We start from the raw sequence: 18,710 nt of genomic DNA, 5'->3' as shown, positions 1-18,710 counted from the left end.
TCAGTCAAAATGTTTCCCAGTTTTCATCTTGTCCGGTCACCGCTGCGCGCGTACGTGCTGTCACGGGCGCCGGGGCTGCTTCGCCGTACACCGACCGCGAGCTGACCGTATTTGTTGTTTTTGAAGTAAGACGGAACGCCGAGACGGCCATTTTCAGGCGGCTCGCCTGGTCCTCCAGCGCAGCGGCCGCGGCAGCGGACTCCTGCACCAGGGCGGCGTTTTGCTGCGTCACACGATCCATTTCCGATACCGCCAGGGCGACCTGGTCAATACCACGACTCTGCTCATCCGATGCAGAGGCGATTTCACCCATGATGTCCGTCACGCGCGTCACGGCATTCACGATGTCATTCATGGTTTCACCCGCACTTTCCACCAGCACCGAGCCGGTATCCACGCGTGAAACAGAGTCTTCAATCAGAGCTTTGATCTCTTTCGCCGCATTGGCGCTGCGGCTGGCGAGGTTACGCACTTCGCCGGCGACTACGGCAAACCCGCGGCCCTGCTCGCCCGCACGCGCCGCTTCAACGGCCGCGTTCAGCGCCAGGATGTTGGTCTGGAAGGCGATGCCGTCGATAACGCTGATGATGTCGGCGATTTTCTTCGAGCTGTCGGCAATGTCATGCATGGTTTTCACCACGCCGTCGACCACCCGACCCCCGCGCTGGGCGGTATCGGACGCGCTTTCTGCAAGCTGCGACGCCTGACGGGCGTTGTCGGCATTCTGCTTCACGGTCGCGGTGAGCTGCTCCATGCTGGCCGCCGTCTCTTCCAGAGCGGACGCCTGCTGTTCGGTACGGGACGAAAGATCGTTGTTGCCCATCGCGATTTCACTCGTGCCGGTATAGATGGCATCCGCCCCCTCGCGCACGTTGGCGACGGTATCAATCAGCGAACGCTGCATATGGTCGACGCTGGTTGCCAGCTCGGTGATCTCATTGCGGCCAGAAACGGACAGCGTTTTCGTGAGATCGCCCCGGCCAATATCACGGATATGGGCAATGACGCGGCCAAGCGGGTTAAGAAGGATATGACGAATGCCGTACCACACGGCCACCAGCACTATGACCAGCGCGAGGGCGAGAACCGCCATCTGCCATTTCGCGAAACGGTAGTCGTTCTGGCTTTGCGTGAACGCGGAGTGATAAAGCTCGCCGCTGGCTTTAGCGTACTCGCCGAGCGCCGCGCCGAGGGCGTTCTGCATTCCCTGGGTCGGCTGCGCGAAATAGGCGTCCATATTGCCCTTCTCCAGGAACTGCACCAGCTCCGTGAGGCCGGCGAAGTAGGCCTGATATTTTTCATCTATGTTCGCGCTCGCCTGCGCCATTGCCGGCTGAGGGGCGATTTTTTTGAAGGCGTCGTAATGTTTCGCCGCGTCTGCCAGCGTGGCGCGCGCATTCTTCAGCAGTTCCGTTTTTGCGCTGCTCTGCTGGTTATTTGGGTCCATCATCATGCGGGCAGACGAGCGGCTCAGGTTGATACGCGTCTGCAACATCAGATCCCAGGTCGTGGTCAGTTCGCTTTGCTGCATTCGCAAATCGTTCGAGGCCGCGAAGCTGTCCTGGTTCTGTTTTAACGACGAGAAAAAGAGGCCGCCAGAAGTAAGCTGAAGAAGTGCGAAAATGACCAGCACCATCATAAGCATTGTGACAACGCGGATACGGTTCAACATACAACACCTTCTCATAGATTTATTAACGGTGTTATCGGCACAGGCCACAGGAACTTTACATTTGCGAAAGGGAAAAGCGCGGGAGTCAGAATGCGACGTCGACAATCAGCGTGTCGGTGTAGGTTCCGGCAGGCGGCGTGGCCTGGCTGGTCAGAACTTTGGCGGTGTAGTTGTAGGTACGTAAAAGCCCGTCCGTACTGACCTGCGATGAGCTGGCGCTGGCCCAGCGCTCGCTGCCGCTGCTACCCCAGCGGTTGCTGGTCGCCTCTTTGTAGATGTCGTAACTCATGAAGTTGCTGCCGCTGACCATACGACGCACGTTGTTCAGGGCATTTGCCCCATTATTAATGCCTATGGTGTAGGTGCTGCCTTTGGTACAGGTGACGGCAACCGACTGTGAAACGGTGGGAAAATTTTGCACCAGCGGCGCGCTGTTAAAATTCACGTCCGGCGTGGTCATGGTGCTGCAATCGTTGGTGACGGTCATGTTGAGGAGGATCGAGGTGGTTGCCGTGCCGGTTTGCGGGGTCAGGCACGCTCCGACCGCGCCAACGGCGCACACGTTGTAGTTAATGCTGAACGTTAACAACACCTGATACGGCCCGGCGGTGACGTTCTGCCCCATTACGGTCCGGAAATAAAGGGGAATGTTGTAGCGCCTTGAACCCAGCAGCCCGAGCAGCGTGTTTCCGCTCCAGGTATAGGCTTTGCTGATTTGTATTTCACTGTTTCCGCCGCAGCCGGACGCCCCGCACAGGCGCGTAGGAATGACATCGGTAATAGCCGCGTTGTCCGTACGCTTCATGGTCGCCCGGCTATTCGCAAAGACGGATGCCGAAGTGTAATTCAGCGTCACCGAGTCGTTGGTTAACAGGTTGAGAACGGTATCGCAGGTCACCACCAGCGTGCCCGTCGTTTCCACTTCCCCGGTGCCGCTGAGTGCGAACGAGGTGACGCTGCCAAACGAGGCATTCACCGTACTGACGGTACAGGCCGCCCAGCTGCCGCCGGAGCACAGCAGGAGAAGCGCGATTAACAGGCGTCTCACGGCGCCTCCCGACAGGTCAGCGGACCGTAGGTTTGCAGCTTATGCTCAGGGTTTGCACCAACGGTCAGCGTTGCCGTACAGCGTTTACCCTCCGGGGTGATGACCTCAAGCGGATTCACATCGTTGAGGTTTTCCAGCCAGGCGAGGCCGTCATAGCCGACAACCGCGCTGCTGCGGGATGCGCGTCTGACCTGGCTTCCCACCGGGATCGCATTGCCCTGCGCATCGTGCAGAATGACGCTGGCAACCCGCTCCTGCTCCATCGGGAAATCCACCAGATAACCGTTATGCCGACGAATCGCCACCCGACGCTCGGTCTCTTTCAGCCGGGTATCCGCAGGTAAGTTCAGGGTATCAATGCGGTAGCTTGCCGGGTAATAGGCGGAAACGCCGCTGACCAACAGATAACCTTTGTTATTGGTTTTACCAACCGGCTGGTTTTCGTAGCTGACGGGTACGTCCGGATGTCCGTCGGTGCTGATCACCACAAACGCATCGTTGATTTTGTTCGCCGCAAACAGCTCACCGTCCATCAGCACGACAGAACCCATCGCCTCGCCCCACCAGGTCATCATGCCCTTCTCACCGTAGCCGCCGCCCTGTAGCTCCACGTTGTTATTCCGCCAGCCGAGCGTGGCCTGCTGATAGTTACTCGACCGCGACTGGTTGGCCCAGGCCATGTTCCAGCTAAAGCCGCCGTCTGAAGGCATCGAGTGGTTGTAGTTAATGCGTTGAGTGCTGCCTGCGTCAGGGGTGTTTTCAAAGGTGACGGCGGCGCTGTCACGTTCGCCGAGGGGAACCTGCAACGACAGCGCAACCGTCCAGTCGCCCCGCTGCTGGTCACGGCTGGCAGCCAGATAAATACTGCTTGAGCCCCACAAATTACGGCTCCAGGAGAGGTTGAGCAGCTCAGTTTTTTTGCTGTCAAAACTTTCAACCCCGATCCACGCCGCGCCGATATTGCCGTAACCGCCGAGGTTAAAGGTTAAGGAATACTGGTCGGTATTGCGGCTCAGGCTGGCAACGGGGTTATCATTTTCATCATAAACGGTGGGCTGATCGTACAGGGCGAGGTTGCCGAAGCCACGGTCGCGCCGGGTATGCTGGGTCGCTACGCTAAACTCGCTGGTGTTGTACTGATAGCCCCAGTTTATCTGGCCGCCGCTATCGCCGCGCATGCGGCTTTGGGTCCACGAGGTATTTACCACGCCAAAACGCCCGAGCTTCAGCACCGTGCCCGCACCGCCGAGCGCCAGCGACTCCGCCCCTTCCGCATGCCCCTCCAGCGTCAGCCAGTCGGTCACCCCGTAGCGATACGATCCGCTGCCCGCCGCCGGGCCATAGTCAAAATTCTCAATACCGTAGTTACGCCGCAGGCTACCCAGCGTCACGGCGCCGTCGCTTAACCCCTGCTTAAGCAGATCGCTGCTGACATAAAACGGCAGCGTGGTACTCACCTGACGACCCAGCGCATCAGTGGTAACCAGCACCGCATCCCCGGCACCGTTGATATACGGCAGATTGGTGAGGGTAAACGGCCCCGGCTGAAGGCGGGTGGAGCCGGAACGGTAGCCATTAATAAAGAGATCGACCGAGGTCGGGACAGCCGCCTCGCCGGAAAACGCCGGCAGCGGCCAGGTCACCAGATCAGGACGCAGGGAGAAGTCGCGCCCGTAGCTGATCCCGCCCATGCGCACGCTGGTGCTCCAGCTCAGCGCATCGCTGATGACGTCCCCGACGGTCCAGGTGGTGGCATCTTCCTCGTTGGTGATCAGAAACGTTGAGTCGTAGCGCACGTACCCTTCCTGCTGCCCGCTGTTACCGGTGAAATTCTGCCGGGCGTAACCCGTCGATGAAAACGAATAATCCTCATTGAAATAGCGGAACTCGTGCCAGACCGACGCCTGGCCGCCCGTGTGCTCGGAATGGTTGGTATAAACGTCGTAATTGAGCAGCGCGCCGCGGCCATAGTGCGGCTTGCTATGCGTGTTCTGTTCGCTGAACGGCGTGATCCGCGCGGCGACCCAGTCCCGGGGGACCGTCAGCAACAGACGTTGGGCCGTGCTGTCGTACTCTGCGCGTACCGACGTAAGCGTCGAGAGATTCACCTCTCCGGCAGGCACATGGGCGGGCGGCAGCCCGGCGCGGAGCAAATCCGCGCCCGAAATAAACCAGGCACCCTCGCGCTGCGTCACCGGCACCACCAGACCCGTGTCATAGTGGTTCAGCACCAGGGCGAGCTGGAATACTGCTTCGCCGTTCATCGTCCGTGCATCCGGCGGCGGCGGTAAACTGTCGTCACCGGTTTCGGCAAAGGCGCTGGTACTGACGCAAAGCAGGATCATCATCGCCGGTTTCAGTTGACGGGCGTCGATTGCCATTGCGTATCCCTGGCATTAATTTGCGCGCTCATCCGGTTCGGCTGATAAATCCCTGCCGGAAGCGGCCAGCTTCGGGTGCTGCCTGGCAGCACATAACCCAGCAGCCCCTCGGCAACCGTGCGTTTTTGCCCGCCCTGCTCAACCGCAACCTGGCTGAGCCGGACGTGAACATCCCCCTGATTACGGACCTGAAGCGCGGGTTTCCCCCCCTCCTGAACGACCCGCCAGCTCAGCTGTTGGGTATTCGCCAGCGCGTGGTGTGCCCCTTCGTTGAGGGTGGGGATCCCCTGCCCATAAACAAATAAAGGAATCGAATAGCGCATTTGCAGTTTGAGGCCCATGGACGGTTCCGCTTTGGCATCCGGCTGGGGAATTTCATCCACAATAATGCGGTAGGCCTGCTCAACCCCCGACGGGATCGTCCCCTGCTTGATCAGGCGAATAAGCTGTTTACTGCCTTTAGCGATAGTCACGATCGGCGGGCTGGCGACCACATCCTGCTGGGCGGTGTAACGCTCATATCCGCCCTCCTGTTTCCAGCGCACAATGCGTATCTGCATTGTCGTGGCGCTGTTGCCCTGATTCTGGATCCACAATTCAGTTGCTCTGGCCTCTGCCGAAAGCCACGGATCGATGGGCCACAAAAGAATGGTTGCCGCTGCCTGCGCCTGGCCCGCTGCCAGAGCCGTTGCCCCCAACAGACCCACCAGGCCTGATCGCCTGAAAAATGGCTTCATCGATGTTCTCCCTTTCCTACCATGACAAGGTCACGGTGAGTTGATCTGAATATGTTCCCGGCAGGCTAAACCCCGTCAGGAGCGCGACGCCAAAAAGAGGCAGCGCGATGTTATTGCTGTTGGTATAGGTAATCGGTATGGCCTGGTTAACGCCAATTTCACTGTTCGCGGCCAGTGAGCTGCTGCTGTAGAGCCGGTAACCGACCACCTCTGTCCCGCCTGAACGCGTCATCCGCCTCACAGAGCTATAATTCTGACCGCCGTTAATGCTCATACTTAGCGCCACACCCGGTGTGCAGGCGATGGACAACGCGCCGTCGGCGACAAAGCTGGTGCTGACCGGCGTGTTGTCCACGCCATTGCGGGTTCCAAAATCCAGCGTCCCAAAGCGCCCGCCCGTGCCGGTACTCACCGAGCATCCTGGTACTACCGTCGCGCTCACCCTGAAGGACTGGGATGTCACCGCCCTGGCGTCGCAGATCATCATCAGCCCGACGATCAGGGCCAAAAAAGGGTGCACGACGCCCTCTGCGCTTTCGCGCAGACATAAACACAATGCCTTCATGGCTGAATCAGTAGGTGACGCTGACGTTAATCGTGTCGGTATAGGTTCCCGGTACAACCGTTACGCTATTGCCGCCGCCCGTTATGCGCCCGTAGAGGGTATAGCTGTTCACCCCGCCCGCTGTGGAAGCTACGGGCAACGCGGCGTTGTTAGCAATCACGTTGTTGTACCCGCTGTCGCTATAGAGGCTGTATGCCACGCCCTGTGCCGCATTGGCGGTGTTCACCAGATATCGGGCGGGTGTGCCGGGGGTGCCGACAACAGTTCCGGGTGCGGTCGCGTTGGTGTTGCCGGTGATCGCCACCGTGTAACTGGCAGTGGTACATTGAATGGTAAAGGTATTTCCGCCGCTGGCCCCGGTTAACTGGGTTGTCAGGGTGGAGAATGTCGCAGGATGGGTCCCGAAATCGAGTGTCCCGAAGTTAATGCCGTTTTGCGTTGGCGAGCCGTTGATCAAACAACCGTTCGTCAACGTCAGCGTCGCCCCGATAGTACCGCTACTGGTGACTGCCAGCGCCTGACCGACAGTCGCCGCCGTCAGCAGTGTACCCGCGCAGATAAAAAGAAGTTTTCTTTTCATTTACCACCCTCCAGAAGAAATAATGGTCCGCTTGCCATATTTTATTCATACTGTTCAGTATGTTAGCCCCGCTTAAACATTCCCCGGCGCGGTTACTGAGAATTTAGTTTATGGTTTACGCTTCAACCACTTTCAACGAAGGTGAGACACCCGCCCCCAATTAACAGACTATTAACAAACATTACAAAGAGTTAGCAAAATAAAACGGGCATTATTCTTGCTTAATCTGAGGATATATCGCGTGTAATGTGATCTGCATCACAATATATCGTTATGATAAAAACAACGAATTTCATAAAAATTAAAAACAAGTTGTAACTCACGCAGCTTTACTTCAATTTATGCCTCGAATATTTTCCTGCGCTTAAATAAAAATTTTGTATGCATCGACGCAGGAAACTCTTTTAGCGCATAGAGGATCTTTTTGTGGCAAGTGCAAACAAACTCACGCTCTTCATCGTGATTTTCATGCTGGCGGGTATTCTTTCAGGTGCGGCGATCCATGAGTATGCTTCGTCCGACGCGATACAGGCCTGGTCGGAGAACATTACGCTACTGACCGATATTTTCCTGCGGCTGATTAAGATGGTGATTGCCCCGCTGGTGTTCAGCACCCTGACGGTGGGCATTATGAAGCTGGGTGAAACGTCGACGATTGGGCGCGTCGGGGGTAAAGCGATGGTGTGGTTTATCAGCTCATCTGTGCTTTCCATTCTGGTGGGGCTGTTTATTGTTACCCTTGAACAACCCGGCAGCGGTCTGAACCTGAGCATTCCCACAGAGACGGTTGATACCGGCCTGGCCGTTAGTGGGATGTCGCTGAAAGCCTTCCTGTCACATACCATTCCAACCAGCATTGCCGGCGCGATGGCGAACAATGAGATCCTGCAAATTGTGGTCTTCTCGATGTTCTTCGGCATTGGCGGCGCGTCACTGGGCCAAAAATTCAACGCCCCGCTGGTCGCGGCGCTGGATGTGGTCTCCCACATTATGCTGAAGGTGACGGGCTACGTGATGTACGTTGCGCCGCTGGCCATTTTTGCCGCAATTTCGTCCGTCATTGCCACCCAGGGGCTGGGCATTTTGCTGAACTATGCCTCGTTTATTGGCGGTTACTATGTGGCGATCCTTCTGACCTGTCTGGTATTGCTGGCGGTAGGTTACATGGTGCTGAAAAAAGAGATTTTTCGTCTGGTGGCGATGCTGAAAGATCCGGTGCTGGTCGCGTTTACCACCAGCAGCTCTGAAGCGGCATACCCGAAAACGCTGGAGCAGTTAGCGCGCTTCGGCTGTTCACGGAATATCGCCTCTTTCGTCCTGCCGATCGGCTACTCGTTTAACCTGGTCGGCTCCATGGTGTACTGCTCGTTCGCCTCAATGTTTATCGCCCAGGCGTACAACATTCACCTGAGTTTCACCGAGGTGACGGTGCTGATGTTAACGCTGATGCTGGCCTCGAAAGGCATTGCGGGTGTACCGCGCTCGTCGCTGGTGGTGTTGGCGGCAACCATTCCGGGCTTTAATATTCCGGTGGCCGGGATCCTGCTGCTGATGGGGATTGATCATTTCCTGGATATGGGACGGTCCGCCATTAACGTGCTGGGGAACGGGATTGCGACGGCGATGCTGTCGCAGAATGAAGGGGCGCGGGAAGCGGAGGCAGAGCTGGTGGAGCAGGAGGCGTAAGGATACAAAAGAGCCGGGTGGCGCTGACGCTTACCCGGCTTCATTTTATGCTACATGATTCGCCGCAATATCCAGCAGCGCCATCTCTTCACTGTTCAGCAGCTTCTCAATATTCACCAGAATTAGCATACGCTCGCCGAGCGCACCCAACCCCGTCAGGTATTCCGTCGACAGCGTGACCGCAAACTCCGGCGCAGGACGGATTTGATCTGCGGTCAGCGACAGTACATCAGACACGCCATCCACCACGATCCCCACCACGCGCTGCCCCAGATTCAGGACGATCACCACCGTGTTATCGTTGTACTCCACATCGCCCTGGCTGAACTTCACGCGCAGGTCCACGATAGGCACAATCACACCGCGCAGGTTGGTCACACCCTTGATAAACGCTGGCGTGTTCGCAATGCGCGTTACCTGGTCGTAACCACGAATTTCCTGCACTTTCAGGATGTCGATACCGTACTCTTCATCACCTAAAGTGAAAACCAGGAATTCCTGCCCCGATGGCTCGCCCGCCAGTTTCGTTACGTTACTCATACCGGTCATGTTATTACCTTTTACTTAATCAGGCGGCTGTGTTCGCCACACGTTGTTCACGATTTAATCCCTGAAGTGCCGATACATCGACGATCAGCGCGACGCTACCATCACCCAGGATGGTGGCAGCAGAGATCCCCGGCACTTTGCGGTAGTTGCTTTCCAGGTTCTTAACCACCACCTGATGCTGACCAATCAGCTGATCAACCAGCAGCGCGTAGCGGCGTCCGGCGCTTTGCAGGATCACAACGATACCCTGCGTGGCCTCGGTTTTTGCCCCGTCCACTTCGAACACTTTCCACAGTTCCACCAGCGGCAGATACTCGCCGCGTACTTCGAGCACGCGCTCCCCGCCCGCCAGCGGATGCAGATCTTCTTCACGCGGCTGGAGGGACTCCATCACCGCGTTCAGCGGCAGAATAAAGACTTCGTCCGCCACTTTAACGGACATGCCGTCAAGAATGGCCAGCGTCAGCGGCAGCAGGATACGAATCGTGGTGCCTGCACCCTGCTTAGACTGGATCTCAACGTGACCGCCCATCTCCTGAATGTTACGTTTCACCACGTCCATGCCCACGCCACGGCCGGAAACGTCGGTGACCTGCTCTGCGGTTGAGAAGCCCGGGGCAAAAATCAGCATGCCCACTTCTTCGTCCGTCATGTTTTCGTTGACCGCCATTCCCTGCGAGATCGCCTTCGCCAGAATGCGCTCGCGGTTCAGGCCCGCGCCGTCATCGGTCACTTCGATGCAGATGTTGCCGCCCTGATGTTCCGCTGACAGGATCAGGTTGCCCACGGGCGATTTTCCGGCTGCCACGCGATTTTCCGGCAGCTCGATGCCGTGGTCGAGGCTGTTACGCACCAGGTGCGTTAACGGGTCGATAATGCGTTCGATCAGGCTCTTGTCCAGCTCGGTGGAGCTGCCCATCAGCGTGAGTTCGATCTGTTTGTTGAGCTTGCCGGCCAGGTCGCGCACCAGGCGCGGGAAGCGGCTGAAGACATATTCCATCGGCATCATGCGGATGGACATCACCGATTCCTGCAAATCGCGGGCGTTACGTTGTAACTGGCCCATGCTGGTGATGAGATCGCCGTGAGTCACCGGGTCCAGCTCGTTGGAACGCTGGGCCAGCATCGACTGGGTGATCACCAGTTCACCCACCAGGTTGATTAGCTGATCCACTTTCTCCACCGCCACGCGAATGCTCGTGGACTCGCTGGAACGCGCCGCCGGTTTTTCACCGCGGGCCGGGGCAGCCGTCTCTTTTGGCACGGCTTTCAGTGCCGGGGCAGCGGCAACTACCGCAGGGGTATTCTCTGCCGGAGCTGGCGCTTCAACGCCCCCCGCCTCGGTTTCAAACGCAATCTGATCCGCTTCAATGACGAAGCAGAGCACTGCCACGATGTCATCCTGACCGATCCCGCCGTCAAGCGTCGCGGCCAGGCTGTCTTTGCCCTTCACCACGTTGCTGAGCGTCGCCAGGTTCCCCAGCTCCTCTTCCAGCAGGTTGACCTCGTTCTCCTTCAGACGTGACAGCACCACGCGCAGTTTTCCTGCGGGCGCGTCAGGCGCCGTAGCGGGTTCGGCCACGGCGTCAACAACGCTCAGTTTTGCCGCAGGGACAGCGGGCGCAGACGCCTCACCTTTGGCTTCCAGCGCTAACTGACGCAGCGCGTTGCAGATGTATTCAAAGCTGGCGGCATCAGGCTCTGCCGAACTTTTATAGGCGTCGAGCTGTTCCTGCATAATATCTTTCGTTTCCAAAAACAGGTTGATAATGTCGGTATTGAGCTGCATCTCACCGCGTCGTGCTTCATCCAGCAGGTTTTCCATTAAATGGGTGGTTTCCTGCAAAATGGTAAATCCAAACGTTCCGGCTCCGCCTTTAATGGAATGCGCCGCACGGAAGATGGCATTGAGCTGTTCTGAGTCCGGCGCCTCGGGCACCAGATCCAGCAAATGTTGCTCCATATCGGCCAACAATTCGTCGGCTTCATCAAAAAATGTCTGGTAAAAATCGGTAATATCCATGCTCACGCTATCACCTCGAATTGGCTGGTGGCGATGTTGGAACGGCAGCCGAAGGGACGGCCCCAGGCTGTTTTAAATCGTCCAGTGACTCATTCTGACTTTCGGCGTTTTCATGCAGGATGGCCTGCTCCGCCTGCTGGTTCAGCACTAAAAGACTGATACGACGGTTGATGGCGTCATCCGGTCCGCGGTCGGTAAGGCGCATGGTTGCAGCCATGCCGACCACGCGCAGGACCTTGCCATCATCAAGCCCACCCGCCACCAGCTCGCGACGCGAGGCGTTGGCGCGATCGGCAGAAAGCTCCCAGTTGCTGTATCCTTTCTCTCCCGTGGCGTACGGGAAATCATCCGTGTGTCCGGACAGGCTAATGCGGTTAGGAATACCGTTCAGCACCGGTGCAATCGCACGCAGAATATCGCGCATGTAGGGCTCGACTTCGGCGCTGCCGGTTTTAAACATCGGCCGGTTCTGGCTGTCGATGATCTGAATACGCAGCCCTTCCTGTACCAGGTCAATTTTCAGATGCGGACGCAGCGCGCGCAGCTTGGGGTCCGCTTCAATCAGCTGATCCAGGTCACCGCGCAGTTTTTTCAGGCGCGCCTGCTCCATCCGTTTTTTCAGCTCGTCGATGTTAGGCTGTTTTTTCACTTCGCCCTGCTGCTGGGTGTAATCGTCACCGCCGCCGGGGATCGGGCTGTCGCTATTCGAAATGCGCGGCCCGCCGGTGACCGCCGTCGCCAGCGGCGTCCTGAAATATTCCGCAATCTGGATAAGCTCTTTCGGGCTGGAGATGGAGATCAGCCACATCACCAGGAAGAACGCCATCATGGCGGTCATAAAGTCGGCGTACGCGATCTTCCAGGAGCCGTGAGAACCGTGCCCGTGCCCCTTATGCTTGCGCTTTTTTACGATGACGATCGGATGGGACTGGTTTTTCATGCGTCCTCAGTTGTCGTCTGTTGGTTGGGGTTTTTCACCGCGCGCACGTGCTCTTCCAGTTCGATAAACGACGGACGTTCGCTGGAGTAGAGCGTCTTACGACCAAATTCGACGGCGATCGGCGGGGCATAACCGTTGAGGTTTGAGAGCAGCGTAATTTTCACGCACTGCATCATTTTGGTGGTTTCGGCGCTCTTCTGGCGCAGCACGCTCGCCAGCGGGGAGATAAAGCCGTAGGCAAGTAAAATACCGAGGAACGTCCCCACCATCGCGTGGGCAATCAGCGCGCCCAGCTCAGCCGCCGGGCGATCCGCCGAGGCCAGAGCATGTACCACGCCCATTACCGCCGCCACGATGCCGAACGCCGGAAGCGAGTCGCCCACCAGCGCCAGGCTGTTGGCCGGCACTTCGGATTCGCTCTCATGGGTTTCAATCTCTTCGTCCATCAGGGCTTCAATTTCGAAGGTGTTCATGTTGCCGCTGATGATCAGGCGCAGGTAATCGACGATAAAATCGAGCATCATCGCGTCGGCCAGAATACGCGGGTAGCTGGCGAAAATTTCGCTCTCTTTCGGATTTTCGATGTCCCGCTCCAGCGAGAACATCCCCTGCTGACGTGACTTCGCCATCAGGCGATAGAGCAGCGCCAGCAGATCCATATACATGCTTTTGGTGTATTTCGAGCGACGAAACAGCAGCGGAATCGCCTTCAGCGTGCCCTTGATCGATTTACCGTTGTTACCAACGATAAAAGCCCCTACCCCTGCACCGCCGATGATGACAAGTTCAGCCGGTTGATAGAGTGCTCCAAGGTGCCCGCCGGTCATCATGTAACCGCCGAAAACTGTACCGAGAACTACCAGGTAACCTAATAAGATAAGCACGACATCATCCTTCCGCTAGTGACTATGGCAGGACGTTCATTTCGAGCGCGAGACCTGAACGCAGGGTAAAAAAAAGCAGCGGTAATCGCTTACCGCTGCTGGAATCTTGCCCACAGGTTCGGGTTAAACAGCGTGTTCGATCTGTTCATCCAGCAGTTGTGGAATAATATCGGCAGCATCCCGGGAAAGTTTACGTCTTTTTACGGCTCGGGATGGAGGCTGGCACAAACTACAGGCGAAGCTGCCCGCAGGCTGATGCGCGTGGGTAATAAAATTGCCGTCACAGCAGTTGCAGCGCGACAATTCAAGCATGCCGCTTTCAACAAAACGCACCAGCGTCCAGGCGCGGGTCAGCGCCAGCAGAGGTCCCTCTTCCTGCTGCGGGCATTGCTCAAGGTAAAGTTTGTAGGCTTTGATCACGGCATCAACGCCGCTGCATAACCCCGTTTTAAGCAGGTACTGCCAGGCATTACAGAACATGGAAGCATGAATGTTCTGCTCCCAGGTCATGAACCAGTCAGTGGAAAACGGCAGCATGCCTTTTGGCGGCGGGCTACCACGCAGTTCTTTGTACAGCTTGATCAGACGACCACGGCTCAACTGCGTCTCGCTTTCCAGCATTTGTAAACGCGCGCCCAGCGTGATGAGTTCCATTGCCAGCTGGATATCACGGGCTTCCTGAACAATGCTTTTTTCGCTCATTGTTAAGCCCTTTTCTTCCGGGCTACGTCATCAGGCTGGCTGATTTCGTTGAGCAGACGGGTGGAGAGAAGAATACCGGTGTGGATTTGTTGCAGATCGTCCACGCGAGATTCCTGAGTCAGACGCGTAATGGTCTGCGGGTTATCAAAACGGAACTGGCAGACAAGTTGATTGGTTTCAGCCAGCTTGACCATTTGCGGGAGGGTTAATCCACCCAGCATGGTTGCCATCTCTTCGTTAACACCCAGACGAAACATCGCTGACGGTTTGTCCTGACTAATCAAACGCTGCGCGAGCAATAAATACGACAAATTGATGTCATAAATATGTTTTAGCAACTCGGATGTATGCATTTTTCCCATCCCGAATAACCAACTATTATTTTTATGCGGAAAGACCGCACCCCGTGATGTCGCCGGGAAATCACCCGGTATAAAAAGAAAAGGCCAAATGCATAGTTGAATTTAGGTTTGTACGTCGTAAAGCGCGTGACCGGTTAACATGGCCAAAATGTCGGTTACACATTTTATCTTTTCTTACAAATAACTAAGATTTTTCCTAATTCGACGCAAACTCTACTCGTCAGTTTTGACACATACAATGCAGCCCCCCCTGGAATTTAAAAAAAATGTGATCTTCGTCACATAATTTACGCGAATGTAACCCATAAATCCATCAGCGCGACTTGTAATTTGACTGTTTATTGAGCAACCGAAGCTTGGTTATATTCTTATGGAACGAATACTCATGCAGAGGGATGAGTGGATCGGGTATGAAAATTGCTATGTCGGAGAAGCGCTGCCCTTCCGCGTCTGAACGGGCGCGAACGTCAGGGAACAGCCAGATTTAATTAAGTAAAAACAGCAGGTTAAGCTTTCAATTCGAGACAGGAGCTTCCATGGGTCAGCATCACGCTTGCGTTGACGATCGGTTAACGCGATTTAACAGCACGGAAGGCTAAATGTGTGATTTACGTTAAGTTGTTAATTACTTTCATTTTGCGCTCCCATTTCGTTATTCTTCTTATAAGAATAATTAATGAATAATTATGATAAGGTTCACACTATTGTCGCATGTAGCTCTTGCAGAAGCGGCAGATTCGCGGTAAAGCTTGAGAAACGTGTCATTCTGACATAAAAGGAGTGTGTGATGAGTTACTCCCATCTTCTTGTTTCTGTTGCGGTTTCCCCAGAAAGTCATCAACTCGTCGCCCGTGCAGTTTCCATTGCCCGCCCGAACAACGCCCGCATAAGTCTGATCACCCTGGCAGCTGAACCCGAAATGTATAACCAACTGGCAGCGCCTATGCTGGAAGATATTCGTGAGGTTCTTCAGGAAGAAACGCAGCAATTTCTGCGCGAGCTGGTTGAGCGGGCAAACTATCCTGTCCATCAGACGGTGATTGCCACCGGGGAATTAAGTGAACATATTCTCGACATTTGTCGCAAACAGAATATTGATTTGGTCATTTGCGGAAATCATAACCAGAGCTTTTTTTCCCGGGCGGCATGCTCGGCAAAATCCATCGTTTCGTCAAGCCAGGTGGATGTCCTGCTGGTGCCTCTCGGGGGCAATTAATGCCCCCGAAGGAAATCAGGCGAGTTTAGGGAAGGTCGCGATCTTTTTTTGCAGATCACCTTCCTGACTTTGCGGCTGGATCGCGCGTAAATCGTCAATAAAACGCGCCTGCCAGCGGTTGATATCATTCTTGACGATGGTCTCCATCATTTCCGAATGACGTGAAATGCGTTCCGCAAGCGGCATGGTTAACGCGCGATTCAGGGCATTTGCCACGTCATCGCGATCGTAAGGGTTCACAATCAGCGCTGAGGTTAACTCGTTTGCCGCACCGGCAAATTGGGACAGCACCAGCACGCCCGGGTCAGCAGGATCTTGTGCTGCTACATACTCTTTTGCCACCAGATTCATCCCGTCGCGCAGCGGCGTGACCAGCCCGACGTCCGCATAGCGGAACACTTTCATCAGGATTTTACGCTCAAAATGCTGATTCAGATAGAAAAGTGGAGTCCAGCCGAGCTGGCCATAGCGCCCGTTGATGCGCCCTGCTTCGGTCTCAAGCTGGTGACGAATATCCTGGTAGGCCTGAACCTCACCGCGCGAGGTCGGCGCTATCTGGGTGTAGCGGATTTTGCCATGATGCTGCGGGAATTTATCCAGCAGGGTTTCATAGGCGAGGAATCGCTCCGGCAACCCTTTGGAATAATCCAGTCGTTCAACCGAAAAGATATTCTTAACGTGCTTGAGTTCGTCCTTGAGCTGGGCAAGCTTCGGCGGCAGCGGACCGGAGGCCTGCTCGGCAATTTCGTCTGGCTCAATACCGATTGGGTAGACTTCGGTATGGAAATTTCGTCCCCACGCAGTATGAGATTTACCGCCGTGAGTGACCAGCCGGGTTTTGCCCGACACGCTGTCGAGGAAGGCCAGCCTGTCATTTTCCGTCTGGAAACCGAGCAGGTCGTAATCTGACAGCGCCTCCAGGATCTCCTCGTGCTGCGGCAGCGCCGTAAAGATCTCCGGGGTCGGGAACGGAATATGCAGGAAGAAACCGATTCGGTTATTCACACCCCGTTTCCGCAACTCCCTGGCGAAGGGCAGCAGATGATAATCGTGGATCCATAAGATATCGTCTTCTTCGATCAGCGGCAGTAGTTTATCTGCCAGCAGCGCGTTGACGCGCATGTAGCCTTCATAGGATTCACGCTGGAATTTCACCAGATCCAGACGATAGTGAAACGCTGGCCACAGCACGGCGTTTGAGAACTCGGAATAATATTCATCATAGTCCTTCTCGCTAAGGGCGAAGGAGGCCCACGTAATATTGCCCCGTGACACCTTTTTTAGCGGTTTCTCTTCATTACTGATTTCCCCGCTCCAGCCAAACCAGAGACCACCCGCGGCTTTGAGGGCACCTAATACCCCGACCGCCAGGCCACCGGCACTGGCTTTTTTATCATCCGGCGGTGCGATGCGATTAGAGACGACGACTAAGCGACCCATAATGATTTCTCCCGTTGTTTTGCGCTATTTGTTGTTGTTGCTGGTTAGCGACGTCAGATATCCACTGCCAGACGCTGGCGACATTTTCCAGCCGCCATCCGGCAATGGTTTCACCAGATCCAACCTTGACAGACATGCCCTGGGCCTGGTTTACCACCCTGAACCCGGCCTCGTCGGTCAGGTCATCCCCAAAAAAGACTGGCGTACGCCCTTTGAACGGCGCTTCCGCCATAAACGCTGCAATGGCAGCGCCTTTGTTAATTCCTGCCGGTTTAATCTCGACCACACATTTACCCGGCTGTAACGCCAGCTCCGGATGGGCTTCGGCCACGCTTCTTGCTATCGAAAATATCGCCGCCTCATGATGGGGCGCCTGACGGTAGTGCAGCGCAAAAGCCATGCCTTTGGCTTCCAGTTCCGTACCGGGAAGCATTTCCAGAGCCGAAGAGAGTTGCGCATGCAGCGCCTGAATCAGCGTGTCGGGGAGTGAAACTATATGCAGTTGATCATGGATATCGCGGCGCTCCGCTCCGTGCACACCGGCCAGCGGAAAGTGATAAGGACTGGCGAGCACGTCCAGCTCGGCCATTGAGCGCCCTGAAATCAATGCCAGTGCCCCCTCGTTCTGTCGGGAGAGCTGCTGCAAATTCTCTAACACCGTGTCCGGTACAACAACGTCATCCGGATGCGGTTCAATCCCGGCGAGCGTCCCGTCGAGGTCAAAAAAGAAAGCAAATTTTCCGGGCAGTACAGGCGGTGCGGTTAACAAGTCAGCCACCCTAATCCTCCTTACAGTGAACAAAACAGCCATGTAAGTATAGACAGTGTGACGGTGCTCGCCATTTAGCAACCGGCCCGTCAACAAAACTGGCGGGCCGGTCAGGGGGTCAACTATGGTTAATAGTTGAGCAGGTTAGTGGCTAAAAATAAATCAGACGGTACGCTTCGCTTTTTGCTTGTAACGGTCGAAGATCACCGCTGCCAGCAGGATCAGGCCGCGTACGACGTACTGAGAGAACGGAGAAATATTGAGCAGGTTCATGGCGTTCTCTACGGTCCCCAGAATCAGGATCCCCGCCACCACATATGAGATTTTTCCGATGCCGCCCTTGAGGGAAACGCCCCCCAAAACGCAGGCTGAGATGACGATCAGCTCATAACCAATGGAGGTCATAGGCTGGCCGCTGGTCATGCGCGACGCCAGAATAATCCCCGCCGCCGCCGATACCAGCCCGGAAAGCACGAAGATAATGATCTTGGTCCGTACGACCGGGACACCCGCCAGACGCGCCGCCTCTTCATTGCCGCCAATCGCCAGGGTATTTCGGCCAAAGGTGGTGCGGTTGAGCAGGAAACCGAACAGGATCAAACAGCCTACCGTCAGCCAGATTGGCGCAGGCAGCCCCAGCCAGTTGGCATAGCCCAGCGTGAAGAAACGCTCGTCTTCGATCCCGACCGCTTTGCCGTCGGAGATGATATAGGCCAGACCGCGCACGATTTGCATGGTCGCCAGCGTCGTAATCAGGGCGTTAATCTTCAGGCGCGCAATGACAAACCCGTTCACCAGGCCGCTCAACACGCCGAGCAGCAGCCCGGCCAGCACGCCGATCCACAGGCTTTCGGTCATGTTGATCACCACGGCAGTGGTGACGCCTGCACAGGCAATCACCGAGGCGACCGACAGGTCAAAATCACCGGAGGCCAGGCAGAACAGCATTCCGCAGGCCACCATGCCGGACATGGAGATAGCCAGCCCCAGCCCCTTCATATTGATGAACGTGGCGAAGTTCGGCACAAAAATCGCGCAGGCGACGAAGAGGGCAGCAAAGACCACCAGCATGCCGTACTGGTCCCAGATGCGGCCAAAACTGAAAGCCGACTTCGGCGCTCCGGATGTAGTAACAGAGGACATCATTGACTCCTTA

The 18,710-nt window shown here is 56.0% G+C and carries 17 protein-coding genes; 2 read left to right on the top strand and 15 right to left on the bottom strand.

Annotated elements, in window-relative coordinates; genetic code table 11:
- Positions 1 to 4 precede the first annotated feature (4 nt).
- The 6 genes from tar to AM329_RS03735 all read right to left on the bottom strand — a co-directional run bounded on the left by tar (position 5) and on the right by AM329_RS03735 (position 6,983).
- A complete protein-coding gene (tar, locus tag AM329_RS03760; protein ID WP_022651451.1) occupies positions 5 to 1,672 on the bottom strand; it encodes a methyl-accepting chemotaxis protein II in 1,668 nt (555 codons plus the stop codon).
- Positions 1,673 to 1,757: 85 nt separating this feature from the next.
- On the bottom strand, positions 1,758 to 2,720 hold the full coding sequence (locus AM329_RS03755) for a spore coat U domain-containing protein (RefSeq protein WP_022651452.1): 963 nt from the start codon (positions 2,718 to 2,720) through the stop codon (positions 1,758 to 1,760).
- Positions 2,717 to 5,101, bottom strand: a complete 2,385-nt coding sequence (locus AM329_RS03750; RefSeq protein ID WP_022651453.1) for a fimbria/pilus outer membrane usher protein — start codon at positions 5,099 to 5,101, stop codon at positions 2,717 to 2,719. The genes AM329_RS03755 and AM329_RS03750 overlap by 4 nt, the downstream gene beginning before the upstream one ends.
- On the bottom strand, positions 5,077 to 5,838 hold the full coding sequence (locus AM329_RS03745; protein WP_022651454.1) for a molecular chaperone: 762 nt from the start codon (positions 5,836 to 5,838) through the stop codon (positions 5,077 to 5,079). The genes AM329_RS03750 and AM329_RS03745 overlap by 25 nt, the downstream gene beginning before the upstream one ends.
- A gap of 16 nt (positions 5,839 to 5,854) precedes the next feature.
- Positions 5,855 to 6,403 (bottom strand): spore coat U domain-containing protein, encoded by a 549-nt coding sequence (locus AM329_RS03740; protein WP_032609535.1) that lies wholly within the window; start codon positions 6,401 to 6,403, stop codon positions 5,855 to 5,857.
- Between the two features lie 7 nt (positions 6,404 to 6,410).
- Positions 6,411 to 6,983 carry a spore coat protein U domain-containing protein gene (locus AM329_RS03735; RefSeq protein WP_003859701.1) on the bottom strand — a complete coding sequence of 191 codons (573 nt, stop codon included), beginning with the start codon at positions 6,981 to 6,983 and terminating at the stop codon, positions 6,411 to 6,413.
- Positions 6,984 to 7,409: 426 nt separating this feature from the next.
- Between AM329_RS03735 and AM329_RS03730 the strand changes: the two genes are divergently transcribed.
- The gene (locus AM329_RS03730) at positions 7,410 to 8,669 is read left to right on the top strand and encodes a dicarboxylate/amino acid:cation symporter (RefSeq protein WP_032609537.1); all 1,260 of its coding nucleotides are present in this window, start codon (positions 7,410 to 7,412) and stop codon (positions 8,667 to 8,669) included.
- Between the two features lie 45 nt (positions 8,670 to 8,714).
- Here AM329_RS03730 and cheW read toward each other — a convergent pair whose 3' ends face one another.
- The 6 genes from cheW to flhD form a co-directional block, all read right to left on the bottom strand.
- Positions 8,715 to 9,218 (bottom strand): chemotaxis protein CheW, encoded by a 504-nt coding sequence (gene cheW, locus AM329_RS03725; protein WP_003859699.1) that lies wholly within the window; start codon positions 9,216 to 9,218, stop codon positions 8,715 to 8,717.
- A 19-nt stretch (positions 9,219 to 9,237) separates the two neighbouring features.
- Positions 9,238 to 11,247: a chemotaxis protein CheA gene (cheA, locus tag AM329_RS03720; RefSeq protein ID WP_032659185.1), complete on the bottom strand. Its 2,010-nt coding sequence runs from the start codon at positions 11,245 to 11,247 to the stop codon at positions 9,238 to 9,240.
- A 4-nt stretch (positions 11,248 to 11,251) separates the two neighbouring features.
- A complete protein-coding gene (gene motB / locus AM329_RS03715; protein WP_032609542.1) occupies positions 11,252 to 12,181 on the bottom strand; it encodes a flagellar motor protein MotB in 930 nt (309 codons plus the stop codon).
- The gene (motA, locus tag AM329_RS03710; protein WP_003859696.1) at positions 12,178 to 13,065 is read right to left on the bottom strand and encodes a flagellar motor stator protein MotA; all 888 of its coding nucleotides are present in this window, start codon (positions 13,063 to 13,065) and stop codon (positions 12,178 to 12,180) included. The genes motB and motA overlap by 4 nt, the downstream gene beginning before the upstream one ends.
- Before the next feature lie 123 nt (positions 13,066 to 13,188).
- A complete protein-coding gene (flhC, locus tag AM329_RS03705) occupies positions 13,189 to 13,767 on the bottom strand; it encodes a flagellar transcriptional regulator FlhC (RefSeq protein ID WP_003859695.1) in 579 nt (192 codons plus the stop codon).
- A gap of 2 nt (positions 13,768 to 13,769) precedes the next feature.
- On the bottom strand, positions 13,770 to 14,120 hold the full coding sequence (gene flhD, locus AM329_RS03700) for a flagellar transcriptional regulator FlhD (protein ID WP_003859693.1): 351 nt from the start codon (positions 14,118 to 14,120) through the stop codon (positions 13,770 to 13,772).
- A gap of 796 nt (positions 14,121 to 14,916) precedes the next feature.
- Between flhD and uspC the strand changes: the two genes are divergently transcribed.
- On the top strand, positions 14,917 to 15,345 hold the full coding sequence (uspC, locus tag AM329_RS03695; RefSeq protein WP_003859692.1) for a universal stress protein UspC: 429 nt from the start codon (positions 14,917 to 14,919) through the stop codon (positions 15,343 to 15,345).
- 15 nt (positions 15,346 to 15,360) lie between these two features.
- Here the strand turns inward: uspC and otsA are convergent, their stop codons facing one another.
- From otsA to araH, 3 genes are all read right to left on the bottom strand, one after another.
- A complete protein-coding gene (gene otsA / locus AM329_RS03690) occupies positions 15,361 to 16,785 on the bottom strand; it encodes an alpha,alpha-trehalose-phosphate synthase (RefSeq protein ID WP_003859691.1) in 1,425 nt (474 codons plus the stop codon).
- Positions 16,760 to 17,563 carry a trehalose-phosphatase gene (otsB, locus tag AM329_RS03685; protein ID WP_023314361.1) on the bottom strand — a complete coding sequence of 268 codons (804 nt, stop codon included), beginning with the start codon at positions 17,561 to 17,563 and terminating at the stop codon, positions 16,760 to 16,762. The genes otsA and otsB overlap by 26 nt, the downstream gene beginning before the upstream one ends.
- Before the next feature lie 153 nt (positions 17,564 to 17,716).
- Positions 17,717 to 18,697, bottom strand: coding sequence for an arabinose ABC transporter permease AraH (gene araH, locus AM329_RS03680; RefSeq protein WP_003859689.1), 981 nt, complete (start codon positions 18,695 to 18,697; stop codon positions 17,717 to 17,719).
- Positions 18,698 to 18,710 lie beyond the last annotated feature (13 nt).

Origin of the sequence: Enterobacter cloacae complex sp. AR_0002 (genome assembly GCF_001922365.1) — a bacterium.
GTDB classification, from domain to species: domain Bacteria; phylum Pseudomonadota; class Gammaproteobacteria; order Enterobacterales; family Enterobacteriaceae; genus Enterobacter; species Enterobacter hormaechei_C.
Note: the sequence above shows the minus strand (reverse complement) of the source record. Positions and strands in the feature narration are given on the sequence as shown.